This is a genomic window from Brachybacterium sp. FME24 (assembly GCF_014897705.1).
GTDB lineage: Bacteria > Actinomycetota > Actinomycetes > Actinomycetales > Dermabacteraceae > Brachybacterium.
Genome location: NZ_JABUXV010000008.1, coordinates 122,425 through 148,919, shown reverse-complemented (window position 1 = coordinate 148,919; position 26,495 = coordinate 122,425). Strand labels below are relative to the sequence as shown.

The 26,495-nt window shown below is 69.1% G+C and carries 23 protein-coding genes; 11 read left to right on the top strand and 12 right to left on the bottom strand.

Annotation, left to right across the window (positions count from 1 at the left end; genetic code table 11):
- Nucleotides 1–188: 188 nt before the first annotated feature.
- The 6 genes from INT51_RS10890 to INT51_RS10865 all read left to right on the top strand — a co-directional run bounded on the left by INT51_RS10890 (nucleotide 189) and on the right by INT51_RS10865 (nucleotide 7,734).
- Entirely contained in the window at nucleotides 189–1,352 is a 1,164-nt protein-coding gene (locus tag INT51_RS10890; RefSeq protein WP_193105322.1) for a YihY/virulence factor BrkB family protein, read from the top strand.
- A 1-nt stretch (nucleotide 1,353) separates the two neighbouring features.
- Nucleotides 1,354–2,100, top strand: a complete 747-nt coding sequence (locus INT51_RS10885) for an SOS response-associated peptidase (protein WP_193105321.1) — start codon at nucleotides 1,354–1,356, stop codon at nucleotides 2,098–2,100.
- Nucleotides 2,101–2,253: 153 nt separating this feature from the next.
- Complete coding sequence (locus tag INT51_RS10880) at nucleotides 2,254–3,600, top strand: sensor histidine kinase (protein ID WP_193105320.1); 1,347 nt, start codon at nucleotides 2,254–2,256, stop codon at nucleotides 3,598–3,600.
- Nucleotides 3,597–4,286 carry a response regulator transcription factor gene (locus INT51_RS10875; RefSeq protein ID WP_193105319.1) on the top strand — a complete coding sequence of 230 codons (690 nt, stop codon included), beginning with the start codon at nucleotides 3,597–3,599 and terminating at the stop codon, nucleotides 4,284–4,286. Before INT51_RS10880 ends, INT51_RS10875 begins: the two co-directional genes overlap by 4 nt.
- A gap of 185 nt (nucleotides 4,287–4,471) precedes the next feature.
- The gene (locus INT51_RS10870; RefSeq protein ID WP_193105318.1) at nucleotides 4,472–5,221 is read left to right on the top strand and encodes an ABC transporter ATP-binding protein; all 750 of its coding nucleotides are present in this window, start codon (nucleotides 4,472–4,474) and stop codon (nucleotides 5,219–5,221) included.
- Between the two features lie 17 nt (nucleotides 5,222–5,238).
- Nucleotides 5,239–7,734 carry an ABC transporter permease gene (locus INT51_RS10865; RefSeq protein ID WP_304502162.1) on the top strand — a complete coding sequence of 832 codons (2,496 nt, stop codon included), beginning with the start codon at nucleotides 5,239–5,241 and terminating at the stop codon, nucleotides 7,732–7,734.
- Between the two features lie 199 nt (nucleotides 7,735–7,933).
- Here the strand turns inward: INT51_RS10865 and INT51_RS10860 are convergent, their stop codons facing one another.
- The gene (locus INT51_RS10860; protein ID WP_226832231.1) at nucleotides 7,934–8,383 is read right to left on the bottom strand and encodes a hypothetical protein; all 450 of its coding nucleotides are present in this window, start codon (nucleotides 8,381–8,383) and stop codon (nucleotides 7,934–7,936) included.
- 348 nt (nucleotides 8,384–8,731) lie between these two features.
- Here INT51_RS10860 and INT51_RS10855 point away from each other — a divergent pair, with 348 nt between their 5' ends.
- Nucleotides 8,732–8,980 (top strand): WhiB family transcriptional regulator, encoded by a 249-nt coding sequence (locus INT51_RS10855; RefSeq protein ID WP_193105316.1) that lies wholly within the window; start codon nucleotides 8,732–8,734, stop codon nucleotides 8,978–8,980.
- A 97-nt stretch (nucleotides 8,981–9,077) separates the two neighbouring features.
- On the opposite strand, the gene INT51_RS10850 is transcribed toward INT51_RS10855, so the two are convergent.
- Nucleotides 9,078–10,568 (bottom strand): sensor histidine kinase, encoded by a 1,491-nt coding sequence (locus tag INT51_RS10850; RefSeq protein WP_193105315.1) that lies wholly within the window; start codon nucleotides 10,566–10,568, stop codon nucleotides 9,078–9,080.
- A 95-nt stretch (nucleotides 10,569–10,663) separates the two neighbouring features.
- Here INT51_RS10850 and INT51_RS10845 point away from each other — a divergent pair, with 95 nt between their 5' ends.
- Complete coding sequence (locus INT51_RS10845; protein WP_193105314.1) at nucleotides 10,664–11,170, top strand: DUF2505 domain-containing protein; 507 nt, start codon at nucleotides 10,664–10,666, stop codon at nucleotides 11,168–11,170.
- 436 nt (nucleotides 11,171–11,606) lie between these two features.
- On the opposite strand, the gene INT51_RS10840 is transcribed toward INT51_RS10845, so the two are convergent.
- From INT51_RS10840 to INT51_RS10830, 3 genes are read right to left on the bottom strand one after another with little or no spacing between them, the layout of a single operon-like run.
- Nucleotides 11,607–12,053 carry a hypothetical protein gene (locus tag INT51_RS10840; RefSeq protein WP_193105313.1) on the bottom strand — a complete coding sequence of 149 codons (447 nt, stop codon included), beginning with the start codon at nucleotides 12,051–12,053 and terminating at the stop codon, nucleotides 11,607–11,609.
- A 26-nt stretch (nucleotides 12,054–12,079) separates the two neighbouring features.
- Complete coding sequence (locus tag INT51_RS10835) at nucleotides 12,080–13,306, bottom strand: P-loop NTPase (protein ID WP_193105312.1); 1,227 nt, start codon at nucleotides 13,304–13,306, stop codon at nucleotides 12,080–12,082.
- Entirely contained in the window at nucleotides 13,303–13,923 is a 621-nt protein-coding gene (locus tag INT51_RS10830; protein ID WP_226832230.1) for an SAF domain-containing protein, read from the bottom strand. The genes INT51_RS10835 and INT51_RS10830 overlap by 4 nt, the downstream gene beginning before the upstream one ends.
- 239 nt (nucleotides 13,924–14,162) lie before the next feature.
- Between INT51_RS10830 and INT51_RS10825 the strand changes: the two genes are divergently transcribed.
- Nucleotides 14,163–14,402, top strand: a complete 240-nt coding sequence (locus tag INT51_RS10825; protein WP_193105310.1) for an AlpA family transcriptional regulator — start codon at nucleotides 14,163–14,165, stop codon at nucleotides 14,400–14,402.
- Nucleotides 14,403–14,510: 108 nt separating this feature from the next.
- Here INT51_RS10825 and INT51_RS10820 read toward each other — a convergent pair whose 3' ends face one another.
- Nucleotides 14,511–15,056, bottom strand: coding sequence for a hypothetical protein (locus INT51_RS10820; protein ID WP_193105309.1), 546 nt, complete (start codon nucleotides 15,054–15,056; stop codon nucleotides 14,511–14,513).
- Nucleotides 15,057–15,365: 309 nt separating this feature from the next.
- Between INT51_RS10820 and INT51_RS22265 the strand changes: the two genes are divergently transcribed.
- Entirely contained in the window at nucleotides 15,366–16,199 is an 834-nt protein-coding gene (locus INT51_RS22265; protein WP_226832229.1) for a LysM peptidoglycan-binding domain-containing protein, read from the top strand.
- Nucleotides 16,199–16,600: an Rv3235 family protein gene (locus INT51_RS10810; protein ID WP_193105308.1), complete on the top strand. Its 402-nt coding sequence runs from the start codon at nucleotides 16,199–16,201 to the stop codon at nucleotides 16,598–16,600. The genes INT51_RS22265 and INT51_RS10810 overlap by 1 nt, the downstream gene beginning before the upstream one ends.
- A 1-nt stretch (nucleotide 16,601) precedes the next feature.
- Here the strand turns inward: INT51_RS10810 and secA are convergent, their stop codons facing one another.
- The 6 genes from secA to mtrB form a co-directional block, all read right to left on the bottom strand.
- Nucleotides 16,602–19,670 carry a preprotein translocase subunit SecA gene (secA, locus tag INT51_RS10805; protein ID WP_193105307.1) on the bottom strand — a complete coding sequence of 1,023 codons (3,069 nt, stop codon included), beginning with the start codon at nucleotides 19,668–19,670 and terminating at the stop codon, nucleotides 16,602–16,604.
- Nucleotides 19,671–19,769: 99 nt separating this feature from the next.
- The gene (locus INT51_RS10800) at nucleotides 19,770–21,161 is read right to left on the bottom strand and encodes a winged helix-turn-helix domain-containing protein (RefSeq protein ID WP_193105306.1); all 1,392 of its coding nucleotides are present in this window, start codon (nucleotides 21,159–21,161) and stop codon (nucleotides 19,770–19,772) included.
- 92 nt (nucleotides 21,162–21,253) lie between these two features.
- Nucleotides 21,254–21,922: a ribosome hibernation-promoting factor, HPF/YfiA family gene (hpf, locus tag INT51_RS10795; protein WP_193105305.1), complete on the bottom strand. Its 669-nt coding sequence runs from the start codon at nucleotides 21,920–21,922 to the stop codon at nucleotides 21,254–21,256.
- Nucleotides 21,923–22,086: 164 nt separating this feature from the next.
- Nucleotides 22,087–22,878, bottom strand: a complete 792-nt coding sequence (locus tag INT51_RS10790; RefSeq protein ID WP_226832228.1) for a ComF family protein — start codon at nucleotides 22,876–22,878, stop codon at nucleotides 22,087–22,089.
- A gap of 152 nt (nucleotides 22,879–23,030) precedes the next feature.
- Nucleotides 23,031–24,734, bottom strand: coding sequence for an LpqB family beta-propeller domain-containing protein (locus tag INT51_RS10785; protein WP_193105304.1), 1,704 nt, complete (start codon nucleotides 24,732–24,734; stop codon nucleotides 23,031–23,033).
- The gene (gene mtrB / locus INT51_RS10780) at nucleotides 24,731–26,491 is read right to left on the bottom strand and encodes an MtrAB system histidine kinase MtrB (protein WP_304502161.1); all 1,761 of its coding nucleotides are present in this window, start codon (nucleotides 26,489–26,491) and stop codon (nucleotides 24,731–24,733) included. The genes INT51_RS10785 and mtrB overlap by 4 nt, the downstream gene beginning before the upstream one ends.
- Nucleotides 26,492–26,495: the final 4 nt, after the last annotated feature.

Genomic DNA, 26,495 nt, shown 5'->3' with positions numbered 1-26,495 from the left:
CCGACCGACCGGTCCCTTTCCCGGTCGGATCCCGTGGCGCGGATCACGCCACGCCGGTCACTGTAGGGGGAATCCCGTTCCGCCGCCCGTCACTCCCAGCAAATGTGGACAACTTCTTCGGCCTCTGCCCATGGCAGGATGTCGACGTCCCGCCCTCGTGAACGTCTTCACCGTCAGGAGCCCTCCTCATGGCCGACTCCACCGATGCCAAGGCCCCGCGCCTGAGCGGCAGCACCGTCAAGTACATGGCCAAGCGCGTGCTCTCGGAGTTCACGCGCGACGGCGGCACCGACCAGGCCGCGAAGCTCACCTATTTCATGGTCCTCTCGATCGCGCCGACGCTGCTGGCCCTGTTCTCTCTGGCCACGCTGCTGCTCTCGGACATCAAGGATCAGATCGCCGCCCTCATCACCTCCGGGATCGAATCGGCGGCCAGCGGATCCGAGCTGGGAGCCGGGGACGCGGTCACCTCGACCGTCAATTCGCTCATGGGATCGGCGACCGGCGGGACCATCGCCCTGATCATCGGTATCGCGACCGCTCTGTGGTCCGCCTCGGCGTACATCAAGGCCTTCGGCCGGGTCTCCAACCAGATCTACGAGGTCCCCGAGGGGCGCGGCCCGATCCGCATGAACCTCTCGATGCTGGGACTGACCGTGGTCATGATCCTCGGCATCCTCCTGGTCATGGTCTCTGTCCTGCTGAGCCAGTCGATCGTGGAGGGCCTGCTGGGCCCGATCGCCTCGACGATCGGCGCCGAGGGGGTCCTGACGTTCCTCACCGAGTCGTTCCTGCCGATCTGGGCCTGGGTGAAGTGGCCGGTGATCCTGGTGATCGCGTTCGCGCTGATCTCCATCCTGTACTGGGGCGCCCCGAACATCGACAAGCCGTTCCGGCTCATCTCCCCCGGTGGCGTCTTCGCGATCGTCGGCATCGCGGTCGCCGCGGTCGCCCTGTCGATCTACATGGGGACCGTTGCCGGCTACTCCAGCTACGGCGCCATCGGCGGCATCATGGCCGTCCTGTTCGCCCTGTGGATCATGAACATCGTCGTCATCCTCGGGGCGGAGGTCGACGCCGAGTTCGAGCGCGCCCGCGAACTCGAGGCCGGCAAGCCCGCCGAAGACGGCCTCGCCCTGCCGATGCGCGGGTCCAAGGGTGCCGAGAAGGCCGAGTCCAAGCACGAGGACATCGTCGACGAGGGCCGCGACATCCGCCTGCGCAACCTCCACCGCGATGCCGAGGCCTACACCGGTGAGGATGCACGTCTCACACCCCGACGCGGCATCCCCACGGTCGACCCCGGCGCCGCCGACAGCTCGGACGAGAGCCCCCGCGCGAAGGACTCCTGACATGTGTGGTCGCTTCGCCTTCTTCCAGGAGATCGAGCCGCTGGTCGATGACCTCGACGCCGTCGACCTCAGCGACCCGCACCTGCGCAGCCGCTGGAACATCCCGCCCACCGCGCCGATCTACGTGGTCACCGAATCCGTCGACCACGATTCCGGTGAAGTGCTGCGGGCCCTGCGGGTCGCCCGGTGGGGGCTGCTGCCCCCGTTCGCGAAGGACGCCTCGTTCTCCTCGCGCACGTTCAACGCCCGCCGCGAGACGCTCGGCGAGAAGCCGAGCTTCCGCGGGAGCCTGGGCCGGTATCGGGCGATCGTCCCGATGGACGGGTACTACGAGTGGCTCCGGGGCCCGAAGGGCATCCGCAAGCAGCCGTACTTCATCGCACCGGCCGACGGGTCGCCGCTGTATATGGCGGCTCTGGTCTCCTGGTGGAAGGGCCCCGGCGATCATGAGGGGCCCGCCGCGTCCATGGACGGCAGCTTCCTGCTCAGCGCCACCATCATCACCCGAGAGGCCACCGGTGACCTCGCCGCGATCCACGATCGCACCCCCGTGATGCTCCGACGCTCCGCAGTGGACTCCTGGCTGGATACCACCATGGATGATCGCCACGCCGCCCAGCAGTGGATCCTGCAGGACTCGGCCCTGCTGGAGGACGCCACCCTCGAGGTGCGGGAGGTCGATCCCGCGGTCGGCACGGTCGGCAACGACGGGCCGGAACTCCTCGAGAAGCCCCAGACCCTGCTCTGATCCGGCCTTCCTGCACTTCTCCGTGGCGCTGCGCGCTGCACTGATCCGGTCTGATCTTGTCTTTTCATGCCTGATCCGAGCGGCCGCGCCCCCACTCCCGAATCCGACCGCAGTCGGACGCGGCGTTCCCCGGCGCGCCGTACGCTCGTGACCATGACGAACGGACCCCAGATGCGGCCGGACGCGCCGAGCGGGCGCGCCCGTCGGCTCGACCCGTTCCGCTGGATCATCGAGAACCCCGGGACCGTCGATCTGATCGTATTCGGCGGTGCAGCCGTCCTGGTCCTCGCGGGCGCCGTCTTCACCGGGAGCTTCGGCTGGTGGACGCTCTTCGCAGTACCGATGTTCGCCGCCGCGGCGGTATGTCGCATACGCCCCCTGCTGGGCGTGGTCATCATCGGCGTCCTGGCTGTGCTGCACATGGCTGTGAACATTCCCGTCGTCGTGGGCGATGCCATGACGTTCTACGCCATGTTCTGCGCAGTCGCCTACGGGAAGCCCGTCGTGCACGGGATCGGAGTCGGCGCCGGATTCCTCGGCGTCCTGGCCCAGGCGTCGTACTGGGCTCTCGTCTCCCTGTTCGACGAGTACGGGGGCCCGGGTCAGGCCGTCGCCGCCTTCTTCGGCCTGCTCCTGATCGGCACCATCACCATCATCGCAGTGTGGGCACTGGCCAATCTGCAGCGCGCCCGGGTGCGCCAGCTCGCCCTGACCCGGGACCGCGCCGAGCAGGCCGCCCGCGAACGCGAGCAGCGCACCGCGCTGGCCGTCGCCGACGAACGCGCCCGTATTGCCCGCGAGATGCATGACGTCGTCGCCCACTCCCTCTCGGTGATCATCGCCCAGGCCGACGGAGGCCGCTTCGTCGCCTCCCAGAAGCCCGAGAAAGCCGCCGAGGTGCTCACCACCATCGGGGAGACCGGCCGCGCGGCCCTGGCGGACATGCGGTCCCTGCTGGGTGTGCTGCGCCATGAGGACGAGACCAGCTTCGGCCCCCAACCCGGCCCGGAGATGCTGCACGATCTCGTCGAGCGGGTGCGCGTCGCGGGCCTCGAGGTCACCGTCGAGCTGGACGGGGGCCTCGAGGACCTCCCGCAGGCTCTGGGGATGTCAGTGTTCCGTCTGGTCCAGGAGGCCCTGACCAACGTGCTCAAGCACGCGGGGCCCGGCGCGTCCGCCGCGGTACGGATCTCCCGCACCGCGCAACGGTTGGAGATCGAGATCCTCGACGACGGTCAGGGCATCGACCCGGCCTCCGACGGTCAGGGCCACGGCACCACCGGGATGCGCGAGAGGATGTCCGTGTTCGGCGGGACCCTGCAGGTGGGCCCCCTCCCGAGCCGCGGCTACCGGGTGCGCGCCGTGGTGCCGCTGGACGGGACCTCGATCGCGCCCGACCAGGCCATCCCTCACGCAGGCCCTGCCGGCACCCTGACAGCACCGACGAGCACCTCGATGCCCACGACCCCCCAGCCCCACTTCGAAGGAGACCCCCGATGACCCAACCGCTGAACCGCCCCCTGCGCGTCGCCCTGGTCGACGACCAGCCGCTCGTGCGCGCTGGATTCTCGATGGTGATCGATTCGCAGGATGACATGGAGGTCGTCGCACAGGCGGCCGACGGCGCCGAAGCGGTCCAGGAACTGCGCTCGCGCAGCGTCGACGTGGTGCTCATGGACGTGCGCATGCCGCGGATGGATGGCATCGAGGCGACTGCACAGATCCTGGCCCAGGCTCCCGAGGGTCGCGCACCGAAGATCGTCGTGCTGACCACCTTCGACCTCGACGAGTACGTGGTCTCCGCGATCCGCGCGGGGGCCAGCGGCTTCCTGCTCAAGGATGCCCAGCCCGAGGATCTGCTCGGCGCGATCCGGACCGTGCACAGCGGTGACGCGGTGATCGCCCCGTCGGCCACCAGGCGCCTGCTGGCACGCGTGGTCGCGACCCCGGAGCCGCAGCAGAAGGACACCTCGGTGCTCGAGGTCCTGACCGATCGTGAGCGCGAGGTCCTCACGCTGATGGGCCGCGGGTTCTCCAACCAGGAGATCGGCGCCGAGCTGTTCGTCGCCGAGGCGACCGTGAAGACCCATGTGGGTCGCGTGCTCTCGAAGTTGGAGGCACGGGACCGGGTCCAGGCCGTGATCATCTCCTTCGAGACCGGGCTGGTCTCCCCCGGCTCGGACTGACCCGGCACGCGCAGTCCGCGCCAGGTGTCGGCGCCGATCTCACGAGGTGGTCATACCTCGGTATGACACGTTCCCCTCCTGCGGTCGCGCTGCACATCGCGCATCGCGACCACGGGCTGACGCCGGTGGCCTGGTCGGCACGGAAAGATCAGGGATGACCGCATAACTCCTCCTGAAGGACTCCGATGACTGCCCAGCCCTTGGCCGCACCGTCCTCCCCCGGCGACCCCACCGCAGCCGCCGATGCCCCCGCTATCGTCGCCCGCGGCCTGACCCGCACCTTCGGCACCGGCGCCGGCATCGTCACCGCTTTGGATGCGGTGGACGTCGATATCGCCCGCGGCGCTTTCACGGCGATCATGGGCCCCTCGGGCTCCGGCAAGTCCACCCTGCTGCACTCCTTGGCAGGTCTCGACGTCGTCGACCACGGCTCGATCCGTATCGATGGCACCGAGATCACGGGCCTGTCCGACGAGGCGCTGACGAAGCTGCGCCGTGAGCGCATCGGCTTCGTCTTCCAGTCGTTCAATCTGCTGCCGATGCTGAGCGCCGAGCAGAACATCCTGCTGCCGCTCGAACTCGCCGGCAAGCGCGTGGACCGCGCCTGGCTGGACACCATCACCTCCGCGTTCGGCATCACGGACCGTCTCTCCCACCTGCCGTCGCAGCTCTCCGGCGGCCAGGTCCAGCGCGTGGCGATCGCCCGCGCCCTGGTGACCTCTCCCGCCGTCGTCTTCGCCGACGAGCCCACCGGCAACCTCGACTCCCACACCACCGAGGAGGTGCTGGAGTTCCTGCGCCTGTCGGTCGATCAGTTCGGCCAGACGGTCGTCATGGTCACCCACGAGCGCGACGCCGCCGAGCGCGCCGACCGCATCATCTCGCTCGCCGACGGTCACATCGCCGGCGACGAGGATCTGCGGGGTCAGCGCTGATGGCCCGCCGTGCCCCCGTGAAGCTGACCCCCCTGCGACGGCACCTCGCTGCCGTCGTCACCATTGCCCTGTCCTGCGCCTTCGTCGCCGTGATGGTGCTGGCCGGGAACCTCATGCAGGCGTCCCTGCGCTCACAGGCCTCGCAGATGTACGACGGCGCGGATCTCGAGATCTCGCGGACCTTGAGCGACGAGGACTGGTCCTCCGAGGAGCCGGTCGACACTCCGCAGGTCGAGGGTGCCGATACCGTCTGGCCCCAGTTGAACTCCTACCTCGGGCTCTCGTCGGCGCAGGCGGACAGCGTGTTCCTCACCGCGGCCATGCTGCCCCCGGGTGACGCCGGCCAGAACTACCTGGACGAAGGCGTGCCAGCGGCCTCGGAGACCGAGATCGTGCTGGATGCCGGCGCCGCCGATGCCCTCGGCGTCGGCATCGGCGATGAGGTCACCCTGCCGGCGGAGTCTTCCATGACCGGCCAGGAGGTGCCCTTCACGGTCGTCGGTATCGCCCCCGCCGCCGAGGGCGCCGTCTTCGGCGGGAACTCACGGATCCTGGTGTCCGAGGCGAATGCCGAACTCCTGCTCGGGCCGACCGTCGGCACCGTCACCGAGACCTGGCTGGCCTCCGTGCCCGAGGGCGCCGACCCTGCAGAGGTCGCGGCGAGCGCAGGCTCCGACGACCTCACGGTGCGCACCGTCGAGGAGGCGGAGGAAGAAGCCGCCGGGAGTGTCATGTCCGATTTCGCGGCGCTCGGCATGATGCTCGCCGTGTTCGTGGTCATCGCCCTGTTCACCAGTGCGGTGGTCATCGCGAACACCTTCGCCGTGACCATCGCCCAGCGCACCCGCAGCCTGGCGCTGCTGCGTACGCTCGGAGCGACGCGTGCACAGGTGCGCGGCGTCGTGCTGCGGGAATCTCTCGCCGTCGGGGTGATCGGCGCCGTCGTCGGCATGATCGGCGGTCATCTGGTGGTGCAGGCTGCGCTCGCCGCAGCCGACGCGATGGGCTGGCTGGAGAGCCTCATGCTCGTGCCGTTCAGTCCCTTGTCCGTACTGCTGCCGATCGTCGCGGGCGTCGCGATCACCCTGGCCGCGAGCCTGGCTCCGATGCGTTCGGCCACGAAGGTGGCACCGTTGCAGGCGCTGCGTCCGGTTCCGCCGTCGCAGCGCCGGGGTCTCGGGGTGCAGGGAATCCTGGGGCTGGTGGCCATCGTCCTGGGCATCGTGGTGATGGCCGGGGGCACGGCGCTGGCTCTGAGCGGGAGCGCCACGATCGGGATCCTGCTCGCGATGGTGGGCGGCGTGGTCAGCTTCACCGGTGTCCTGCTGTCGCTGGTCATCGTCACCCGCCCGCTGTCGGCGCTCGTCGGCCGGGTCATGGGCCGGATCGGCGGACTGCCTGCGCGGGTCGCGAGCGCCAATGTGGCCCGCAACCCCCGGCGCAGCGCCGCGACGATCGCCGCGCTGCTGATCGGGACGACGCTGATGACGATGATGGCTGTCGGTGCCCGCACCGCGGAGGCCACTCTCACCTCCGAGCTCGATTCCCGGCGCCCGATCGACCTGGTCGTCTCCGGCGAGGAGATGCCACAGGATGCCGTGGAGCAGATCGCGGCGATCACGGGAATGGACTCGACCTACGCAGCCGCCCGCGGAGACGTGCCGGTGGGCGTCGCCGAGCCGATGACCTTGTTCGGCATGTCGCCCGAGGCAGTGCGGGAGACCTCGCACCGTCCGGAGATGGCCGACGATCTCGTCGATGGGGTCGTCCTGCTGGGTCAGGAGCGTTCCGAGCGGTTCGGGGTCACCGACGGCCAGGTGCTGGAGATCGAGGGCGCCGACGGGGCTGCGCACGAGCTGCGTGTCCAGGTCGATGCGAACCTGCAGATGTCCCTGGTGACCCCGGCGACCCTCGAGCAACTGCTCGGAGACCGCGCCACTCCGGTCGTGGTTGCTGACTTCGCTGATCCTGGTACTGCGGAACGCGCCGACGTGGACGCCCTCTCCCTCGTCAGCGCCGTCGACGAGGTGACGTCCGGTGACGGCTACGTGGATACGTCGGCCGATTTCGGAGGCGCCGAACGGGAGGCGTACGCGCAGATCCTCACGATCCTGCTGGGCATCACCCTCGCACTGCTGGCGGTCGCAGTGCTGGTCGCCCTGGTCGGCGTGGCCAACACCCTGAGCCTCGGGGTCATCGAGCGCACCGGGGAGAACGCGCTGTTGCGAGCGCTGGGCACCACCAGGCGCCAGATGCGGGCGATGCTCGCCTGGGAGGGCGTGCTGCTCGCTCTGGTGGGGGCGGCGCTTGGCATCGTGATCGGCAGTGTCTACGGGATGCTCGGCATCAATGCCCTGCTGGGGTCGGAGTATCCGGTCTCGATCACGATCCCTTGGGGCCAGGTCGCTCTGGTGCTGGGGCTCGCGATCCTCGCCGGCGCAGTGGCCTCGGTCCTGCCGGGTCGCGCCGCAGCTCGCACGGCGCCGGCCGCCGCGCTCGCTGCCGCTGAATGACCGGCAGGGGCACTGAGCAGCTCAGAAGCTGAGTGTGCGCTCTCCTGAACGGGCCCTGCACCGGATCGCTCCGGTGCAGGGCCCGTCGTCGTTGCTCCCGTTGTCGCCGCTGCTCTCGGCCCCCAGCGCGCAGATCCGACTGGCGGACGCAGGTCCCGGCGCGGAAGAGGGACGGACGAAGCAGAAGGAGGGCGAGTGCTCAGCTCCCGCGGTTCGGCAGCGGCGTGGAGCGGACCAACCGGAGCAGCAGCACGAACAGGATGATCGCGAGCCCGAGGGCGAGCGCTCCCTGCCAGTACAGGGCGCCGCGCAGCATGCTGGTGCCCACCAGAGCCTGGAACATCTGCCAGGTGATGCCGTAGCCGAGGCCGAACCGCCCCTTGGCGAGGATCGATCGTGCGGCGATCGCAGCGGCGATCGCGAACACCACGAGGAAGATTCCGAGCCCGGTACCGAGCCGGGCATGGAGGTCACCGGCCGAGACCATCACGAAGCAGTAGGTGGCAGCGGCGGCCAGCATCAGGGCTTCGACGCCGAGCAGTACGGCAGCGGTCGGACGGATCCGAGGGCTGGGATCCTCGCCATCTGCGGGCTCTGCGGGGGCGCTGCGGGAGGCACGGGATCCGGTGGGATGGGCATCGGTGGGCATGGAGGAACTGTATCCGGGAGGGAGCCCCCCTCCTCGCCCAGGGGCGCGTTAAAGCACTCCGCGAGCACTTTCGCAACGCCTGAGTGCCCGGCATCACGCGTCCGCCCGGCCCCGGCCCGGCCGTGTGGGAAGTGCCACCCAGGTCGCGCACGTAGGCCCTTGTCGAGGCCGCGAACGGCCCAGAGAATGGAGGTCGGCTCGTCCGCGACGCCGCGATCTGCAGCAGTTCCTGCCGCACCCGGATCCGCGTCGACGAACCGAAGACCCGAGAACGCCCCACCCGGAGCGACCCTCGCCGCGTCGCGCCCCACGGGGTGAGGCGTGGCGTTCTGGAAAGAGAGAGTGACGATGGACTGGCGCCACCGTGCCGAGTGCCTCAACCATGATCCCGAGCTGTTCTTCCCGATCGGGAACACCGGACCGGCGATCACGCAGATCCAGGAGGCGAAGTCGATCTGTCAGCGGTGCGACGTGATGACCGCCTGTCTGAAGTTTGCCCTCGAGACCGGTCAGGACTCCGGAGTCTGGGGCGGCCTGTCCGAGGATGAGCGCCGCTCTCTCAAGCGTCGCAACGCGCGCGCCCGCCGCGCCAGCTGAACCCTTCCGTCCTGCGGCGTCCGGTCCATCTGGCCCAGACGCCGCAGGTCGCCGTATGGCGTCCTGCGCGGTGACTGCCCCTCTCGGGCGTCGCCGTTCAGACCGCCAGCGGGTCCAGGTACACATCGACCACGGCCCGTGTTCCGCCTCCAGGTCGATCCTGCCAGGTCAGCGTCCCGCCGAGCTGACCCTGCACGAGGGTGAGCGCGATGTTCGTCCCCAGGCCCGTGGGCTTGGCCGAACCCATGCCGTCGCCGTCGTCCTCGATGTTGATGACCAGATGCGAGCCCGTGCGCTCACTGCGCACCGTAAGCGTGCCGCCGGTCTCCGAGAGCCCGTGCTCGACCGCGTTCGTGGCCAGCTCAGTGACCACCAGGGCGAGCGGGGTCGCCTCCTCTGCACGGATCGACCCGACCCGCCCCAGCTTCTCGGTGCGCACCTCCACCTGAGTCTCGGTGAGCCGCGGCGCACCGGCCCGGTGCACGGTGGCACTGGCGGCGTCGACGGCGAGCCGCAGGCAGCGGTCGATCACCCCATCGAAGTGGACCGCTTCTTCAGAGCCCTGCAGCAGGGACTCATGGACCAGGGCGATGGTGGACACGCGCCGCATGGCCTCGCTCAGAGCTTCACGCGCTTCGTCGGACTTCATGCGCCGTGACTGCATCCGCAGCAGTGCGGCGACCGTCTGCAGATTGTTCTTCACCCGATGGTGGACCTCGCGGATGGTCGCGTCCTTCGTGATCAGCTCACGTTCTCGACGACGCAACTCGGTCACGTCGCGCACCAGGATCACGGCTCCGGTACGCTCACCGCGCTCCGTCAGCGGGACCGCGCGCAGGGACAGCGTTCCGCCTCGCGCCTGCATATCCGAACGCCAGGCGGCCCGCCCCATGAGCACCAGCGGCAAGGATTCGTCGACGGGCGAGCGCGACTGCAGCACGTCGGTGGAGAGCTCTGCCAGCGTGATGCCCTCCATGTCACCCTCGATGCCGAAGCGGTGGAAGGCAGACAGGGCGTTGGGGGACGTCCACTGGACGACGCCGTTGCCGTCGAGCTGGACGACGCCGTCACCCACGCGGGGGGCGCCGCGCCGAGGAGGAATGGGGGCACCCTCGATGGGGAACGCGCCACCCTCGAGCATCCGCAGCAGGCGGAGTCCGAGCTGCTGCTGGCGGATCTCGTTGGTCGAGCGCACGCCTTCGCTGACGGGGCGCTCCGCAGCGAGGACGGCCAGGGTGCGCCCCTCCTTGCGCACCGGCATCAGCCGTCCGGTGGCATCCCGACCCTCGCGCTCGATGGGCGTGGGCTCTCGGGTCGGTTCGGTACCGCCGAGCAGGGAGGCGACCTCGGAGTCGGCGTCACCTGCCAGGATGATCCCGACGGGATCCTCGTAATACACGGTGGAACCCGTCGCGGGACGGCAATGGGCAACCGCCTGCGGGCCCTCGTCACTCTGGATCCAGAGCACGAGATCGGAACGAAGCAGGTCGGAAACCAGATTCCAGTCTCCGACGAGGTGCTGCAACCAGTCGGCTTCCCTTTCGGAGAGTCCGCGGTTGTCGGCGAGGAACTTGGACAGGCTCGGCATGGGATCAGGATAGTGCGCGATCCCTGGGCGCTCGACAAGACCGCCCTGCCCTCTGCCTTAGGCTGAGGGCGACCAATCCCCCGGGGAGGATGAGGATGAAACTTCGCGAGACTTTGAACCTGCCGCTGTCGGCCCGTGCCGCCGCTGCCATGTACGCCGACCAGGAGTACACCGCGATCCGCAAGGAGACGCTGAGCGCCGACCGCGCCGAATCCACGGTGGAGGGCGATCCGGTCGGGGCCTTCACCGTACGCACCGAGCTGGCGATGCCGACGGATCGGGTTCCGGACATCGTGCGTCCGTTCGTGGGGTCGTCCGTGACGATCCGCGAGGAGCAGGCATGGTCCGCCCCGGCGCCCGACGGAAGCCGCACCGGCACCATGAAGCTCGAGGTGGCGGGCACCCCGGCAGGAATGACAGGGACATTGCGTTTGACCCCGGCCGGCGAGATGACCAGCAGCGTCCAGATCAGCGGCGATCTGGTCGCGAAGGTTCCGCTGCTCGGTTCCCGACTCGAGAAAGCGGCCGTCCCCTACGTCTCCAAGGTGCTTCGTGCCGAGGAGAAGTCCGCCGCGACCTATGGGGCACGCACGAGCGACTGAGCGTCGGCCCCGGCCCCGGCTGCATTCTCTGCCTCTGCCTCTGTGACCTGACGGTCGTGTGCGTCCGACTTCCGCGAACGGAAGTGGGGCGTGCACGACCGTCCATGCATGTCGTCAAGGGCTGCGGCGCCGTCGGCAGGGGCGCGGGGAGTGTCAGCGGGAGTGCGGATCAGCATGATGACTTGGCTCGCGTCGCGACGCAGCGGGGGGCATGACGCGGTGCTCTCCAGTGGCTCGTTGCTTCTCTTGTGACCTTAGAGCGGTCTTGCAAGCCTCATCCCGTGCCGAAGGTCGCAACGGGTCCTCGTCCTCCGGCGCCGGGGTGTCCGAATCAGCCGCGGCGGCCGAGCCGGCCGCGGGCGCAGAGGAAGCTGCGTGTTCGCTGCGGGCGCCGAGGAGGGAGCAGGTTCGTCCGAGCGTGGACGTGCCCGGGTGGTCAGTCCTGACCGGCGCCGTCGAGATAGGCCAAGGCGTCAGCGCCCTCAGAGGCATCGAACCACAGTAGAGCAGGATCGGTATCGTCCTGGTCTGCGGCCACGGCATCCAGCTCGCTCACGTGGAAGCTGGCGATGCGTGCCTGGGTGGCCCGGCGAGTGACGACGCCGAAAGCCCCGCCGTTCTCCTGCGCACCCGCAAGCGCTTCGTCGGGAGCATCAGCAGCGATCACGAGTGCGCGCGAGTCTCCGCCGCCAAGGCTGAAGGCAATGTGCGCGGCGTCCTGCAGGGCGTCGTATTCGAGATCCTCCTCGTCCTGCCCAGGACGATCAGCTCTCGCCTCGGTGCTCACGCCCCACGCAGGTCGCTCCGCTGCCAGTTCCAGTCCCCGAGCGGCGCTCTCGAGGGCCGCTCGATCCTCAGCAGTCAATGGCAGGTAGATCCTCATGGCGCCATCTTCTCACCCAGGAACCCTCATTCGTCAGCGGCGTCGACCACCGGTTCACGCTGGAGGACGCCCAGGCCGAGCAGCGCTGCGGATGCCGCGATCTCGCGAAGCTCTTTGCGCAGGGCGGAGCGGGGAGCTGCCTCGGCGAGCAGCGCGCCGTCCCAGGCTGCTGTGCGACAGGAGGCAGGGTCCTCCGGCAGCAGGTGGACCGAAGCCGCCGGGATCCGCGACGAGATCAGGTCCCGTACCCGGTCGCCGGGGATCGGCGCTCCGACCCGATTGATGATCACGTGAAGTTCGCTCACCCCGAGCTCCTCGAGGCGAGAATGGTCCCGCAGGAGACGGGTGATGCTGACGGGATCCGCGGAGACCACGGCGATGACGGCGTCCGCATTCTCCAATGCGCTGATAGTGGCGGCGTTCCGCTGCGGAGCGGCGGTGTCGTAGCTGAGTTCTTCGTCCTCTTCGAGGACGGGGCCGACATCAGCGACGACCAGGCCACCACGCCGCGCAAGTGCCTGCCAGAGACCATCCATGGAGGTGCGCCTCACCTCCGCCCACCGTGCAGGCACCCCGATCCCGCTGAGCAGTCGCAGCCGCGGCTGGGCGTGTGGGAGCAGTGCCTCCAAGGCATCGTCATCGAGGGTGTCGCGATCATGGGCTCGGCAGGCGGCGACCAGGCCCGGAGCCTCGTCCAGCACCCCGAGCATCTGGCTCTGTGCCGGACCGTAGGTATCAGCGTCCACCAGGATGGTCTCCTGACCGGCGAGCGCGGCCTCCGCGGCGAGGTTGACAGCGATCGTCGACCGCCCGGGGGCTCCGGTCGGGCCCCAGACCGCGACGAAGCGACGGGGATGGTCCGTCTCGAACGCTGCGGGGTCCTGCACCCAGGCGGCCGCGTCCTCGTCATCCGAGGAGACTGCGGCGTTCACCGCGGCGAGGATCTCCTCGATCGATGCAGTGGAGGGAAGCACATGGCGCAGGCCCAGTGCAGTCTGCTCTGCCGCGTCCTCGGACCGCAATCCGACCACGGCAGCCTCGCGCATCATCGCCGCGATGGGGTCGCGACCCAAGCCACGTACCGAGACGTCGATGAGCACGACGTCTCCGATGCCTGCCGCAGTCACCGCCAAGGTCTCGGCCAGATCGGCGCAGCGGCGCACCACTCGCGCGGCTCGGCTCCTGTCGAGCGCCAGATCGTGGACGATGCGCACCTCGTCGCTGCCGGAGGCGCACAGGACGATGTCGATCATGGGGCGACTCCGTGCGCTCCGGGGACACCGATGACATCGAGTCTCTCCTCCTGGGAGAGAACCTCCAGGACGGAGGCGAGGTCGTCGCGGGGCACCAGCACCTCGACAGCCATGGACCGCATACCCAGAGAGCTGCCCTCGTCGATCCGTCGCACGATGCTGTCGGACACCAGTAGTTCAGCATTCCCCTGACCGCCGTCCTCAGCGGCAGGACTGGTGTGCCAGAGCTCTACGGTGGCCCCGGGTGCGACGGACTCGGCGACGGTCGCATCGACAGGGATCACCACCGGTCGCAGCGGGACATCCTCCGCCTGCCCGACGGCGGACAGCGGCACCAACTCGCCGGCCTGGATCGCGCGCGTGGCAACAGCGCCGTCGGGGATCGCCCCGAGCGTGCCGACATAGAGCTCGTCCTGATCTCCCAGGCGCATCTCCACGGTGGAGAGATTGGCGGGATCGATCTCGTCGCCCGGCACGATGGGCGTTCTCGCGACCATGACCGGGGTGGTCTCGGCCAGGCGAGAGACCACCAGGGCACCCATCAGTACGCTGGCCACCACCAGTACGATGCCGACGATCAGACGGGGGTCCTTCCATCGCGGTCTGCGCAGCCTCATCACCGGTGCGGTAGCCGCCACGTCGTCCCCCCTGCTCCTGTGCCCGGCCCCCTTGGCCGAGTCCTGCTCGGAGGCTACGGGACGGGGCCGCCGGGCGTGGGCCGTCGCCCACGAATGTGGAAAACTTCGGGTGATGCCCCTCCGGCTCTGGTTGTCCACATCGCATCGTCAGACGGCCGCACGAGGGTGTGAGACTATCCGTGTCACACCCAGGTGGTCCCGACCAGGAAGGATTGTCGATGACGCCTCGATTCGTACCGTTGTCAGATGTCGCCGAGATGTTGTCGATCTCGGCGTCACAGGCATACGCACTGGTCAGGTCCGGTGAACTGCGCGCCATCAAGGTCGGCGGGCGCGGCCAGTGGAGAGTCGAGGTCTCCGAGATCGAGTCCTATATCGAGCGCGGCTACGCGGCAACGGCTCACATCCTCGAGGCGGAGCGGGAACTCGAGCGACAGAAGACGAACGGGAAGCGCTGACCCGACCTCCGACGTTCACCGCCCTGCCCCGGCCGGCGGTGGTCCAGCGCTCGTCGTCGCAGGTTCAGCAGTCCCTGTAGTCGCCGACGGAGTCCGCCGGAGTTGCACTCAGCGCGGGAGCACCGCGAGCAGGGACGCCGTCGCCACGGTGATCCGCGTGGACCCCGGGACCGTTGCGTGCTCGCCGGTGGGCAAGGAGTTCACGTCCACGGCATCCGCTCCGACCGCAGCGATACGACCGGTGATGCCGCCGGCCGTCGTCTCCAGGCGCACGACGGCGCGATCGCGGGCAATCGCGCGCAGCACCGATCCGAGCCCGAGCGGAGAGCGCAGGGACTCCTCCGCCGGCCGCGCCCGCGTCGGCAGACCCTGCACGAGCGCGATCGCCACGAAGGGAACGATGGCGCGCTGAGCGCTCCCTTCCTCGCGCAGCGCCAGCCACTCCTCGCCGACCTCCTCGACGATCCCGCCGAGGCACAAGGATGCACCGAGGTGGAGCGTGAGGGGATGATCGCCCGCTCCCCGGAGGCGATCGGCGAGAGACAGCTGGGCGCGCTCGGCACGGGCCAGGTCCTCGGAGACTGCGCGCATCTCCTCGCGCTCATGGTGCTCGAAGCGACCCTCCAGGTCGTCGAAGATCCGCTCGAATCGCATGCCGCCACTCTAAGCCGCCACGAATCTGCCTGTGAGCACGACGTCATGACCGATGGCGACTGATCCTCCCCCGTCGAGCTTCTCCACACGCCACCCGGCGCCCCTTGCAATGTGGCTCACTGCACACTAGTTTCCTGCATAGAAGAACGAACGGCATCAAACTGCATCAAACGACATGTAATGCACGATGGGTGTCGCACCAGCACAGGGGGAACCATGGGTGTAGACGATGAGACTTCGGCAGTTCGAGCTGCTCACCCGTACTCTGCAGTGCTCTGCACTGTGCTCGCGGGTGGAGCCGCGGTCGCCATGGCCGCCACGACCACGGCCCTACGACCGACGGTGCTCGCGGGCCATGGCGAGGACGGGCTGATCGCCTGGGTGCTCCTCGCGCTCGCCGCCCTCGGCACCATGCTCTGCCTGTATCTGGCTCTGGTCTGGGCAATGGCCTCCCTGATCCTCCTCGCGGGGCCGGCGAGCCGAATCGGCGTCGCACTTCTGGGCATGCTTCGAGTGCTCGCACCTCAGGTGGCCCGACGCATCGTCGTCGGCGCGGCCGTGGCCACGACGGCCACCGGGCTGGTGCTCGTCCCAGCCACTGCGGCCAGCTCCGATGCCGAGCCCGACGTGGGCACCTCGCAGCGTCCCATAGCCGTGGCGTCCGACCTGATCCCCGCAGCACCGGCAGAACCTGAGCCGGAGCCCGGCGCCGCCGCACCGGCCTCGAGCGGGAACGAGGACGAGGATTCGGCTCCGCTGGCACCGCTGGGATGGGGCGAGACACCCGCCCCCGGCGGCTCCTCCCCCGAGACTTCCGGCGCCTCAGGCGCCGAGGCGCCCTCCGCACCCGCCGACGCACCTCAGGACGACACTCCGCCCGCACCGTCGCCCCGCACGGAGCCGTCCGGCGACCCCACGGCGGCCCCGCAGAGCGCAAGCACCGTGGTGGTGCGCCCCGGGGAGACCCTCTGGAGCATCACGGACGACCTCCTCAGTCCGACTCCGGATCACCCTTCCGAGATCGCCACGGCGTGGCCTCTGCTCCACGAGGCCAACCGCGACGTGATCGGAACCGACCCTGACCTTCTCGAACCCGGGCAGGTACTCACCGTGCCCGATTCCCTTTCCTCCCAGGAGCAGTGATGACCACTACCGACCAGCGCCTCACCCCGACCAGCGATGCCTCCGAGCACCTGTCCCTCGATGATCCGCGCGTGGTGGAGAGGATGGTGGAGCCGGTCGCGCGACGCGCCGTGGAGATCGTGCGGGACATGCGACCGGAGAACGCTCTGGCACGGATCGTGACCCCGGAGGTCGCGAAGCTGCTGTCCCGCCGAGCAGCTCTGACCCGTCGCCTGCGTGCGACCACCGGCTACGCCCCGCCCCAGCGTCTGATGGTCAGCGGAGTACGCACCTGCGTGGTCAACGAGCACACCGTCGAGGCCAGCTGCGTGCTGCGCGAACCTGACCGCGCCCGCTTCCTGGCGATGCGGTGGGAGCTCCGCCACTCAGGCTGGCGAGTGACGGTTCTGGAGATCGGCTGAGTCAGCCCCGGCGGCGGCGGTTCCGACGCGGCCCCTGGTTCTCCGCAGTGGGGGCACCGGCGGGCTTGTCCTGAGGCTTGTCGCCGGTGCTCGTCTCCTTCGCGGTTCCACCTGCCTGCCGGGCACGGCGACGACGCTGAGCACGGGAGAGGGTCGAGTCGTCCTGAACACCGTTGCCCTCGGCCGAGCTGTATCGCAGCTGACCGGAGGCGGGGCGGTCATCGAGGCCCTTGGCACTGAGCTGGACTCGCTTCTCCTCCTCGAGCGCTTCGGCACGAGACCGAGCATCGTCCGCAGAAGCGTCCTCGGCAGTCTCGGCCTCGGCCGACGTCGAGGAGTTCGCGCCGGAGCCGGCCTCGACATCATCGCTACCGCTGTCCGAATCCGGCGACACATCGTCCTTCTCCGGCGCGGTCCGCCCGGACGGGGACGCAGCAGCATCGAACTGTTCCGTGCGCTGGGACTCCGTCCCGGGCGCCTTCACCGCGGCGGCCGCGGCCGCGACCTTGCCCACCCCCGCCGTGGTGCGGAGCAGGTTGCTGACGGCCGTCGGCACCACGGGCTCGGTCTTCTGGACCTGGACCTCGAGGTTGTAGATGTATCCGACGACGTCTTCCTTGATGCCCGCGATCATGTCGTTGAACATCAGATGGCCCTCGCGCTCGTACTCGATGAGCGGGTCGCGCTGGGCCATCGCCCGCAGTCCGATCCCTTCCTTGAGGTAGTCCATCTCGTAGAGGTGCTCGCGCCAGCGGCGGTCCATGACCGACAGCAGCACACGGCGCTGCAGCTGGTGCATGCCCTCTTCGCCGAGCTCATCAGCGCGCTTCTCGTACGCGACGCGGGCATCGGCGAGGATCTCCTGCTTGAGCAGATCCGCCCCGAGGTTCTCCTTGCCGCCCACGTCCTCGATGAGCTCATCGGCCGTGATCGAGACCGGGTAGGCGGGTCGCAGCGCGCCCCACAGCTCCTCGAGGTCGACGTCCTCCGGGGTCTTGCCCTTGGTGTGCGAATCGACGGTCCCACCGATCACCTCGTCGATGAACCGCTCGACGTGCTCATCGAGTCCTTCGCCCTCGAGGATCCGCCCGCGCTCCTCGTACAGCTTCTTGCGCTGCTTGGTGAGCACGTCGTCATATTTCAGGACGTTCTTGCGGATCTCGGCGTTGCGGGACTCGATGGAATTCTGGGCACGCTGGATCGCACCGGAGACCATGCGGCCGGTCAGCGGGATCGTCTCATCGACCCCGCCTCGTGCCAGCAGGGACTCGGCCGCGCCGGAGTTGAACAAGCGCATCAGATCGTCCTGCAGCGACAGGTAGAAGCGGGATTCGCCCGGGTCTCCCTGTCGGCCGGAGCGGCCGCGCAGCTGATTGTCGATGCGTCGGGATTCGTGGCGCTCGGTACCGAGCACGTACAGCCCGCCGAGGTCGACGACCTCGTCGTGCTGCTCGCCGACGGCGTCCTTGGCCCGCTTCAGTTCCTCGTCCCACGCGGCCTCGTAGTCTTCCGGGGCCTCCTCGGCATCCAAGCCACGAGCCTCGAGGGCAGCATGCGCCATGAACTCGACGTTGCCGCCGAGCATGATGTCGGTGCCTCGTCCGGCCATATTGGTGGCCACGGTGACGGAACCCTTCGCGCCGGCCATCGCGATGATCGCGGCCTCACCGGCATGGTTCTTGGCGTTGAGGACCTCGTGGTCCACTCCCTGCGCGGTCAGCAGCTTCGCCAGGTACTCGGACTTCTCGACGCTGGTGGTGCCCACGAGCACCGGCTGACCACGGTCGTGGCGTTCGACGATGTCCTCGACGACCGCATCGAACTTCGCCTTCTCCGTGCGGTAGATGCGGTCAGCCTCGTCATCGCGCTGCATCGGCATGTGGGTCGGGATGGGCACCACACCGAGCGTGTAGGTGTTCATGAACTCGGCGGCCTCGGTCTCGGCCGTGCCGGTCATGCCCGACAGCTTCTCGTAGAGCTTGAAGTAGTTCTGGAGGGTGATCGTGGCGAGAGTCTGGTTCTCCGCCTTGATCTTCACCCCCTCCTTGGCCTCGATGGCCTGGTGCATGCCCTCGTTGTAGCGACGACCGGCGAGGATTCGACCGGTGTGCTCGTCGACGATCATGACCTCGCCGTTGAGGATCACGTAGTCCTTGTCCTTCTTGAAGAGCTCCTTGGCCTTGATGGCGTTGTTGAGGAAGCCGATCAAGGGGGTGTTCAGGGACTCGTAGAGGTTCTCGATGCCCAGGTGGTCCTCGACCTTGTCGATACCGGACTCCAGCACACCCACGGTGCGCTTCTTCTCGTCGACCTCGTAGTCGCGGTCGCGGCGCAGCAGCGTGACGACCTTCGCGAACTCGCTGAACCACTTGTTGGCATCCCCGGAGCCGGGGCCGGAGATGATCAGCGGGGTACGGGCTTCGTCGATGAGGATCGAGTCGACCTCGTCGACGATGGCGAAATTGTGACCGCGCTGGACCCGGTCCTCGGGCGCGAGGGTCATGTTGTCGCGCAGGTAGTCGAAGCCGAACTCATTGTTCGTGCCGTAGGTGATGTCCGCGGCGTACTGCTCGCGCCTCTCGGCCGGAGTCATCCCGGACTTGATGACGCTGGTGGTCAGGCCCAGGGCGCGGAAGACGCGGCCCATGAGGTCGCTCTGGTAGCCGGCGAGGTAGTCGTTGACGGTGATCACGTGGACGCCCTTGCCGGACAGCGCATTGAGGTACGCGGGCAAGGTGGCGACCAGAGTCTTTCCCTCGCCGGTCTTCATCTCCGCGATGCTGCCGCGGTGCAGCGCGGCACCGCCCATGATCTGCACGTCGTACGGACGCTGACCGAGCGTTCGGAGGGCAGCCTCGCGGACCGCGGCGAACGCCTCGATCATCACGTCGTCGAGGGTCTCGCCGTCCGCCAGTCGTTCCTTGAAGCGGTCGGTCTCCTCCCGCAGCTCGTCGTCGGTGAGGTCGGTGAAGACGTCCTCCGCCTCCGCCACCTTCCGCGCGATGGCCTCGAGCCGACGCACTTCACGGCCTTCGCCGGCGCGCAGGATCTTGTCGAAGAGGTTGACCACTCGTGCTCCCGTAGTTCAGTGAAAACGTCCTCACGGACGGCTGTTGCCTGACCCATCGTAAGCGTCACAGTGGGTTGAAGTGACGTCGTGCGTGCATCCTCACCCTGCGGAGTCCTCCGACGCGGGCGGATCGGGCCGGGTGCTGCCCGGTACCAGCTGCCTGTTCCGCGCCGCCAGGGCGGCGGCGAGGTCTCCGGTTCCGGGCCCCGTGCGCACCTCGATCCGGTCCAGCCCCTGCCAGATCGCGGCCCGGTTCAGTTCGTCCAGCAGTGCGTCGGTCACGGCCTGATCAGCAGGTCGCTGACGCGAGGGCAGATGAGGAAGCTCCTCACGGTAGGTGCCGCGCACCTCGAGCACACCTCGTGCCCGATCCGCTTTCAGATCGACCCGAGCGGGGAAGACGTCGCCGAACAGGAAGAGCAGTGAGTAGTAACCGGTCGTGCGCTTCATCGCGGGCGTGTAGATACCGATGCGGTACTGAACATCGAACAGACGGGACAGCCGGGGACGGTGGAACACGATCGGGTCGAACGGGCTCACCAGGGCGGAGGTGCGCAGTGGGGTCGGGGTCGGGGCCTCACGGTGCAGCAGCATCTCGCGCTGCCCCGCGGGGTGGTCGACGCGGACCGGCGAGACCTCACCGGTGGTCACGAGATGCTCGACTGCAGGTCGTACATCACGGATGGGCAACCGGAAGTAGTCGGCCAGGGAGTTGATCTCGGCGACACCCAGTGCGCGTGCCGCCAGCGCCATCAGTTCGCGGATCGCGGAGGCCTCGTCCTGCGCATCAGCCGCGTCGGGCGCTGCAGCGGCAGGCGCGGCATCAGTCAGGGACGGGTCGGCCCATTGGCCGGTGCTCGCACAGGATTCCGGGACAGCGTCGGCGGCGGGGGCGGGGACGTACAGCCGCTCGAACTGGGCGTTTCGGCCCACGCAGTCGAGTCTGCCTGAGCGGAAGAGGTACTCGACGGCCCATTGACTCGAGGTGCGTCGCCAGCCCCAGCCCTCACCGCGCTCCGTATCCCCCAGATGACGGGAGATCGCCGCGGCGCTGGCAGGTCCCAGCTGGTCGAGCGAGGCGAAGATCCCGGAGAACAGGTGCGGGGACGACGCGGCGGCCTCGCGCACGGCGCCCCAGTCCCGCCGCGCGGCGGCGCGGCGACGGAAGTCCAGCAGTCGGTGCACATCATCAGTGGCATAGGTGGCTTCGTGCGCGAGCGCCTCGCGCACCAGTCGCGCGGGGCCGGGTCGGGAGAGCCGGTCCAATTCAGCGGTGTCCCAGCTCCCGGAGCGGGTGAACACGGGCAGGAGATGGGCGCGAGCGAAGACGCTGACCGAATCGATCTGGAGCAGGTGCGTGCGCTCCAGGGTGCGGCGAAGGGCACGACGGCTGGTGGCGGACGCAGGCATCGCGGTGCGGCGTGCAGGGCCCATGCCCTGGGCACGCAGAGCGATGCGCCGTGCCTGGGTCCAACTGAGGGTGGTGCTCACCGGTGAATCTCTTTCTGATGGTCCAGATCAGTCACAGCACCGGGCGGGAGAGCGCTGATGCGCGTCTCCCGCCCGGGCCGTCGCGGAATGAGTCAGGACGCCTGGAGCTCGGAGTCGAGCTCGATCACGCCGTAGTTCCAGCCCTTGCGGCGGTAGACCACCTTGGGGTGTCCGGATTCGGCATCGACGAAGAGGAAGAAGTCGTGGCCGACGAGCTCCATTTCGTAGAGCGCGTCGTCGATACCCATCGGGTTCGCCGGGTGCTTCTTCTCGCGGATCACCACCGGGCTACCGGCCTCGGCGAGATCCTTGTCGGGTCCCTCCGACGTCTCGGAGCTCTCCTGCTGGGCGTCGGGCTCCGGCGGGGTCTCCTGGAGCGGCGCGAGCAGGTCCTCGTCGGCGGGCAGGGTGCGAACGCTTGCGCCGGGTCCCTGATGGGACCGGTCACGCCCGCGGTGGCGGTCCTTGCGCCGGTCCCGTGCGCGGCGGAGACGCTCGAGCAGTTTCCCGTAGGCCATGTCCAGGGCTCCGTAGAGATCATCCGCTCGGGCCTCCGAGCGGACGACGGAGCCGTTGTCGTGCACGGTGAGCTCGACACGGTCGCTGAGCTCGGCTTGCCTCGGGTTCTTCTCCTGAGATATCTCCACGTCCACCCGCAGCGCCGCGGGTGCGAGCTGGGTGACCTTGTCGAGCTTGTCGGTGAGATGGCGACGGAAACGATCCGGGACGTCCATGTGACGTCCGACGACATTGATCTCCATGAGAGGTTCTCCTCCTATCCGGGTGCGGCCGCTCTGAGCCCGGCCGCAGTGGCTCGTCGACTGGGGTTCGCACCTCCTGATGAGGGGAAGACTCGTCGGTGTGTGACGAGTCGCACCAGCATGCCACGTTTTGCTCCACGTTTCCTGGCTGTCGGTTCTTCTGGTCACGGAAACCTCCCGGGAATCGGGGCCGGCGTCGGGACCCGGGCCGAGGCGATCACCACCGCGCCCAGCACGGTCATCCCGGCAGCCGTGAGCGCCCCACGCATTCCGCGCAGGGTCGATCCGGTCGTGACGATGTCGTCGATGATCACGACCGACGCACCCTCCTGGCCTGCCCGACGAGCAGCGCGACCCGACACCCGAATCCGGCGGGTGCGCCGCTGGCGGGCGCCCTGCCCCTCCTGGGCGGTGGTGGGAGCGGCACGCAGCAGCAGTGAGGTGCCGACCCCGGTGCGGGCGAGCGCACGCACCAGCTCCGCGGTGTGGTCCTCCCCGCGGCGCAACCGGGCGCCCACTCTGGAGGGAACCGGCACCAGAGAGGGGTGGGGCACCCCGGCGGCTGCGGCGAGCTCCGTGACCGCCGGGGCGAGAGCGGGCGCCAGAGTCCCACTGAGGTGGAGCATCCCCCCGTTCTTCCACGCGAGCACGATCCGCTGCAGCTGCCCGGTGTACTCCCCGAGCGCGAGCACCGGCAGCACCGCAGTGTGGTCCACCCCCGCCGGGAGGGGGACCCCGTCCTCCAGCTGCTCTCGGATCCGGGCGGCGGTGAGCTGCTGGAGCGCATCACAGCAGGACTCGACCCGGATCGGCGGGGCGCCCAGCAACGTCCTGCAGCGTCGGCACAGCCATGCACCCTCGTGCCCGCAGGGACACTGGCGCGGCGCGACGAGGGAACATGTCTGCGCCGCGATCTCACGCATCCTGGGCACCAGCCCCACCGTCTCGTCATCCATCAGGCGATCTCATCGCGTCGCGCCGAGTATCGCGAGGTCGGAGCACACATTGTGGACAGCAGGGCCGTGGGGAGGACCGACGCCCGCTGCGCTCCGATGGACCAGTCCCAGCAGCACCGGGCTCAGGAGGACCGGGCTCAGGAGAAACTGCCTCAGTAGAACCAGGGATCGTGCGCGTCGAGATCGACCGTGGTCCAGCCGTTGCCGTCACTGCGCAGCAGGGACCCGTCAGCGGCCCCGGCCCAGATCGTCTCCCCGACGACGGTCCCCGCGATGCGGTCCGCGTCCTCGCGCAGGGCGGGCAGCGGATCTCGACCGGTCGCAAAATCGACGATCTGGGCCCGCAGCTCCTCGGTCCCAGGATCTGAACCGAGCACGATGAGCGCCACCTCGTCGTACCAGCTGGCCTGGGTGACGTCCGACAGGAACGTCCTGACCTGTACGGGTTCGGTCAGGGAGATCGGGACGCCATCGGGGTCGCGGACCACCGCGCACAGGTCCAGTCGCGACCCACCTGCGTCTGCGGAGAGCACCACCATGCGAGTGGCGTCCGCTGCGATGTCCAGAGCTCTCACCTCACGGCCGACGAGCCACGGGGCGTCGACCTTGGCGTCGTTCTCGGGCCCGGTCCCGGCGAGCGCGAGTAGGACACCGGCGCTCTGCACGGTGGAGGTCCACACGAAGCCGGCATCGTCGATCCGCGGTGCGACGAAGACGCCCCCGGTCGCGGCCTCGCGCAGAGGCACCGAGCCATCCGCCGAGGCGAGCAGCACGATGGAAGCCTCGTCGGCGAGCGCTGCGGCGAGCACCCCGTCCTGGGCGATGACCGGCGACGCGATCGGCCGCTCCTCGAGGTCCGGGACGAGCTGGCTCGAGGGGGCCTCCGTGCTGGGATCGTTCAGAGAGATGACGCCCGTGGGTCCCGCAGCGATCGGCCGGTGACCCGGCAGCGCCCGTTCGATGCCCTCCTCCTCGCTCGGGGCGTACGCCTCGCCCTCGCGCACCAACCGGATCCCCGACAACGAACGCAGCGAGCGCAGCGAGGACTCCATCTGGGCCAGCGCCATCGCACGCGCCCCGGGGGCCAGTGCCGCGACCGCGGTGGGGACCTCGACCTCCGGGGTGCCGTCGGCCCCGGTGGTGACCTCGGCATCGGCGACTCCGGGGCTACGGGGCACCTCGCTGTGCACGGCCCTCTCCAGGAAGGCTGCCGGACCGTTGACGAGCCCCTCGAGTACGGCCGCGGTGCCGCGCTGCAGGGAGAACCAGCGGTGGTCGGGCACCAGGTGCCGGCTGCGGGCGTCGAGGAAGTAGAGGCGCGCCGGCGCGTAGAGGGTCTCGAAGGCGGCCTCGGACAGGAAGATCCCGTCGGGTGCCTCGCTGATCCGCCATTGGCCGTCGACCTGCTCCATACTGATCTCCACGTCCCGGCTCACCGGGCCGGCGAGCAGGCTCCTCGTGCCTGCACCGTCGACGAGGGCGAGCACCTGGAGCACCAGCACCATCTCGGTCTCGCTGACCTCCTGGACCTCGAGCTCCTGGCCGCTGGAATAGATGGTGATGCCGGAAGCCGGCTTCCACCTCGCGCTCATCTCGGCGCTGAGGTACTCGCGGGCGACGGCGAAGTTCTCCTCGGAGCCGACGCCGGCCTGCACGAATCCCGAGACCACCTGCTGGGCGGAAGCGTCGGCCGGTGGCGGAAGCGCCTGGACATAGGGAGCGCCGGGCTGGGAGTGGCCGCTCAGGGGGCGGCTGCTGACCGGCGAGGAGGTGGGGATGCGCGCACAGGCGGATCCGAGTCCGAGGACGGCGGCGGCTCCGGCCGCGCGCAGCACTGCGCGCCGAGCGGGGATCATCGGAGTCCTCCTGTCGTCGGCGACTCCGGGTCGCCGTCGGGGTCCGCCACCGGATCTGAGTGATCGGGAAGGTCGTGAAGGTCGGGAAGCAGACCCGGCCCGATGGGGATCTCCCCGGTGGAGGTCACGGAGTAGGTCCCGCTCGCCCCCTGGTCGAAGCTGCGCTCCAGGCGCAGCGGTGAACGTGCGAAAGGGCTCCCGGGACGGCGCGGCAGCGTCAGTCGGAACACGGCACCCTTGCCCTCCTGGCCCCAGGCCTGCAGCCATCCGGTGTGCAGACGAGCGTCCTCGGCGGAGATCGACAGGCCCAGTCCGGTGCCCCCCAGGGTGCGGGCACGGGAAGGATCCGCCCGCCAGAAGCGATCGAAGACCCGATCGGCGGCCTCCGGGGAGATGCCGTGACCGTAGTCCTGCACGACCACAGCCAGCGCGTCCTCGCTCGAGGCGGTCTGCACCAGCACGGGACCGCCGGCACCGTGCTCGATCGCATTGGTGAGCAGGTTCCGCAGGATCCGATCGACGCGGCGCGCATCGACCACGGCATGCATCCCGTGCCCGGCCAGGTGCACGTCGAGCAGGCAGCCCCGGGCCCCGGCCAGGGGCCGCACATCGTCGACGGCGCGGACCACGAGCGCGTCGAGATCCTCGCGGTGCGCCTCGAGCTCTGCCGCGCCGGCATCGAACCTGGAGATCTCCAGCAGGTCGGTGAGCAGCACCTCGAAGCGCTCCACCTGGGCCGAGAGCAGTTCGACGGTGCGCTGCAGGTCGCTGGGAAGGTCGCTGCGGCGACCATCGAGCACGGAGGCCGCCATCCGGATCGTGGTCAGCGGCGTGCGCAGCTCGTGGGAGACATCGGTGACGAACCGCTGCTGGACCCGGGAGAGCTCGGTGAGGTCGTCGACCTTCTGCGCGAGGCTGCGGGCCATGTCGTTGAAGGACTCCCCCACCTGCGCCAGCTCGTCACCCCCGGAGACCTCGACACGACTGGTGAGATCGCCACCGGTCATGCGCTCCGCAGCGTGGGCGGCACGCTTGAGCGGGGTGGTCACCAAGCGCGCCACCACGATCGCGATGCCGACGACGAGGGCCAGGAGCACACCCCCACCACCGAGGATCACGCGCTGGACGAAGGCGAGGGTCTCCTGTTCCTCCTGCATGGAGTAGACGAGGTAGAGGTCGTAGGAGCCGACACCGGGCACCATCACGCGGGTGCCGACGAGCAGCGCGGGGACCGTGCCGCCGCGCGCGTCCTCACGCCCGATCGAACGCCAGGAGACGGCGTCCGGGTTCTTCGCGACCGCGGCCGCGAACCCGTCGTCGACCTCGTCGAAGAGGGTGCGGTCGGAGGAGGCGACCGGGAACACCATTCCCGAGGCCTCCACCGGTACCAGGGCGACCTCGCGGCGGTCACCGCCACCTTGGCCTCCCGCGGTCTGGACGAATGCATTGACCGCGTCCTGGCGCTGGGTGGTGGTCGCACCCGAGAGCTGGGTCAGGCTCTCGGTGAGCTCGCGCCGGACCTCGACGGTCTCCTCGAGGACCCGGTCGCGGCGCTGCTCGTAGAGACCGTCGGCGATGACGGAGGAGAGATACGCACCGACCGCGAGCATGGCGAGGATCGACAGCAGCGTGGTCACCAGCACGACCCGCAGGGCGAGGGGCCAGCTGCGCGGATCGGCGGTACGGGTCTTCAGCGCTGTCCGAGAATCGCTGACCTCACTGGCCTCCCTGACCTCGCTGTCAGCTGCGGAGCTCACGGAC

Excerpts from the sequence above, each read along its gene's own strand:
- INT51_RS10860 (WP_226832231.1), bottom strand. The coding sequence starts at position 8,383 with ATGCCCACCGATGCCCATCCCACCGGATCCCGTGCCTCCCGCAGCGCC.
- INT51_RS10840 (WP_193105313.1), bottom strand. The coding sequence starts at position 12,053 with ATGAGGATCTACCTGCCATTGACTGCTGAGGATCGAGCGGCCCTCGAG.
- INT51_RS10855 (WP_193105316.1), top strand. The coding sequence starts at position 8,732 with ATGGACTGGCGCCACCGTGCCGAGTGCCTCAACCATGATCCCGAGCTG.
- INT51_RS10870 (WP_193105318.1), top strand. The coding sequence starts at position 4,472 with ATGACTGCCCAGCCCTTGGCCGCACCGTCCTCCCCCGGCGACCCCACC.
- INT51_RS10825 (WP_193105310.1), top strand. The coding sequence starts at position 14,163 with ATGACGCCTCGATTCGTACCGTTGTCAGATGTCGCCGAGATGTTGTCG.
- INT51_RS10810 (WP_193105308.1), top strand. The coding sequence starts at position 16,199 with ATGACCACTACCGACCAGCGCCTCACCCCGACCAGCGATGCCTCCGAG.
- INT51_RS10845 (WP_193105314.1), top strand. The coding sequence starts at position 10,664 with ATGAAACTTCGCGAGACTTTGAACCTGCCGCTGTCGGCCCGTGCCGCC.
- INT51_RS10785 (WP_193105304.1), bottom strand. The coding sequence starts at position 24,734 with ATGATCCCCGCTCGGCGCGCAGTGCTGCGCGCGGCCGGAGCCGCCGCC.
- INT51_RS10875 (WP_193105319.1), top strand. The coding sequence starts at position 3,597 with ATGACCCAACCGCTGAACCGCCCCCTGCGCGTCGCCCTGGTCGACGAC.
- INT51_RS10820 (WP_193105309.1), bottom strand. The coding sequence starts at position 15,056 with ATGCGATTCGAGCGGATCTTCGACGACCTGGAGGGTCGCTTCGAGCAC.
- INT51_RS10835 (WP_193105312.1), bottom strand. The coding sequence starts at position 13,306 with ATGATCGACATCGTCCTGTGCGCCTCCGGCAGCGACGAGGTGCGCATC.
- hpf (WP_193105305.1), bottom strand. The coding sequence starts at position 21,922 with ATGGAGATCAATGTCGTCGGACGTCACATGGACGTCCCGGATCGTTTC.
- INT51_RS10885 (WP_193105321.1), top strand. The coding sequence starts at position 1,354 with ATGTGTGGTCGCTTCGCCTTCTTCCAGGAGATCGAGCCGCTGGTCGAT.
- INT51_RS10890 (WP_193105322.1), top strand. The coding sequence starts at position 189 with ATGGCCGACTCCACCGATGCCAAGGCCCCGCGCCTGAGCGGCAGCACC.
- INT51_RS10850 (WP_193105315.1), bottom strand. The coding sequence starts at position 10,568 with ATGCCGAGCCTGTCCAAGTTCCTCGCCGACAACCGCGGACTCTCCGAA.
- INT51_RS10790 (WP_226832228.1), bottom strand. The coding sequence starts at position 22,878 with ATGGATGACGAGACGGTGGGGCTGGTGCCCAGGATGCGTGAGATCGCG.
- INT51_RS22265 (WP_226832229.1), top strand. The coding sequence starts at position 15,366 with ATGGCCGCCACGACCACGGCCCTACGACCGACGGTGCTCGCGGGCCAT.
- INT51_RS10830 (WP_226832230.1), bottom strand. The coding sequence starts at position 13,923 with ATGAGGCTGCGCAGACCGCGATGGAAGGACCCCCGTCTGATCGTCGGC.
- INT51_RS10880 (WP_193105320.1), top strand. The coding sequence starts at position 2,254 with ATGACGAACGGACCCCAGATGCGGCCGGACGCGCCGAGCGGGCGCGCC.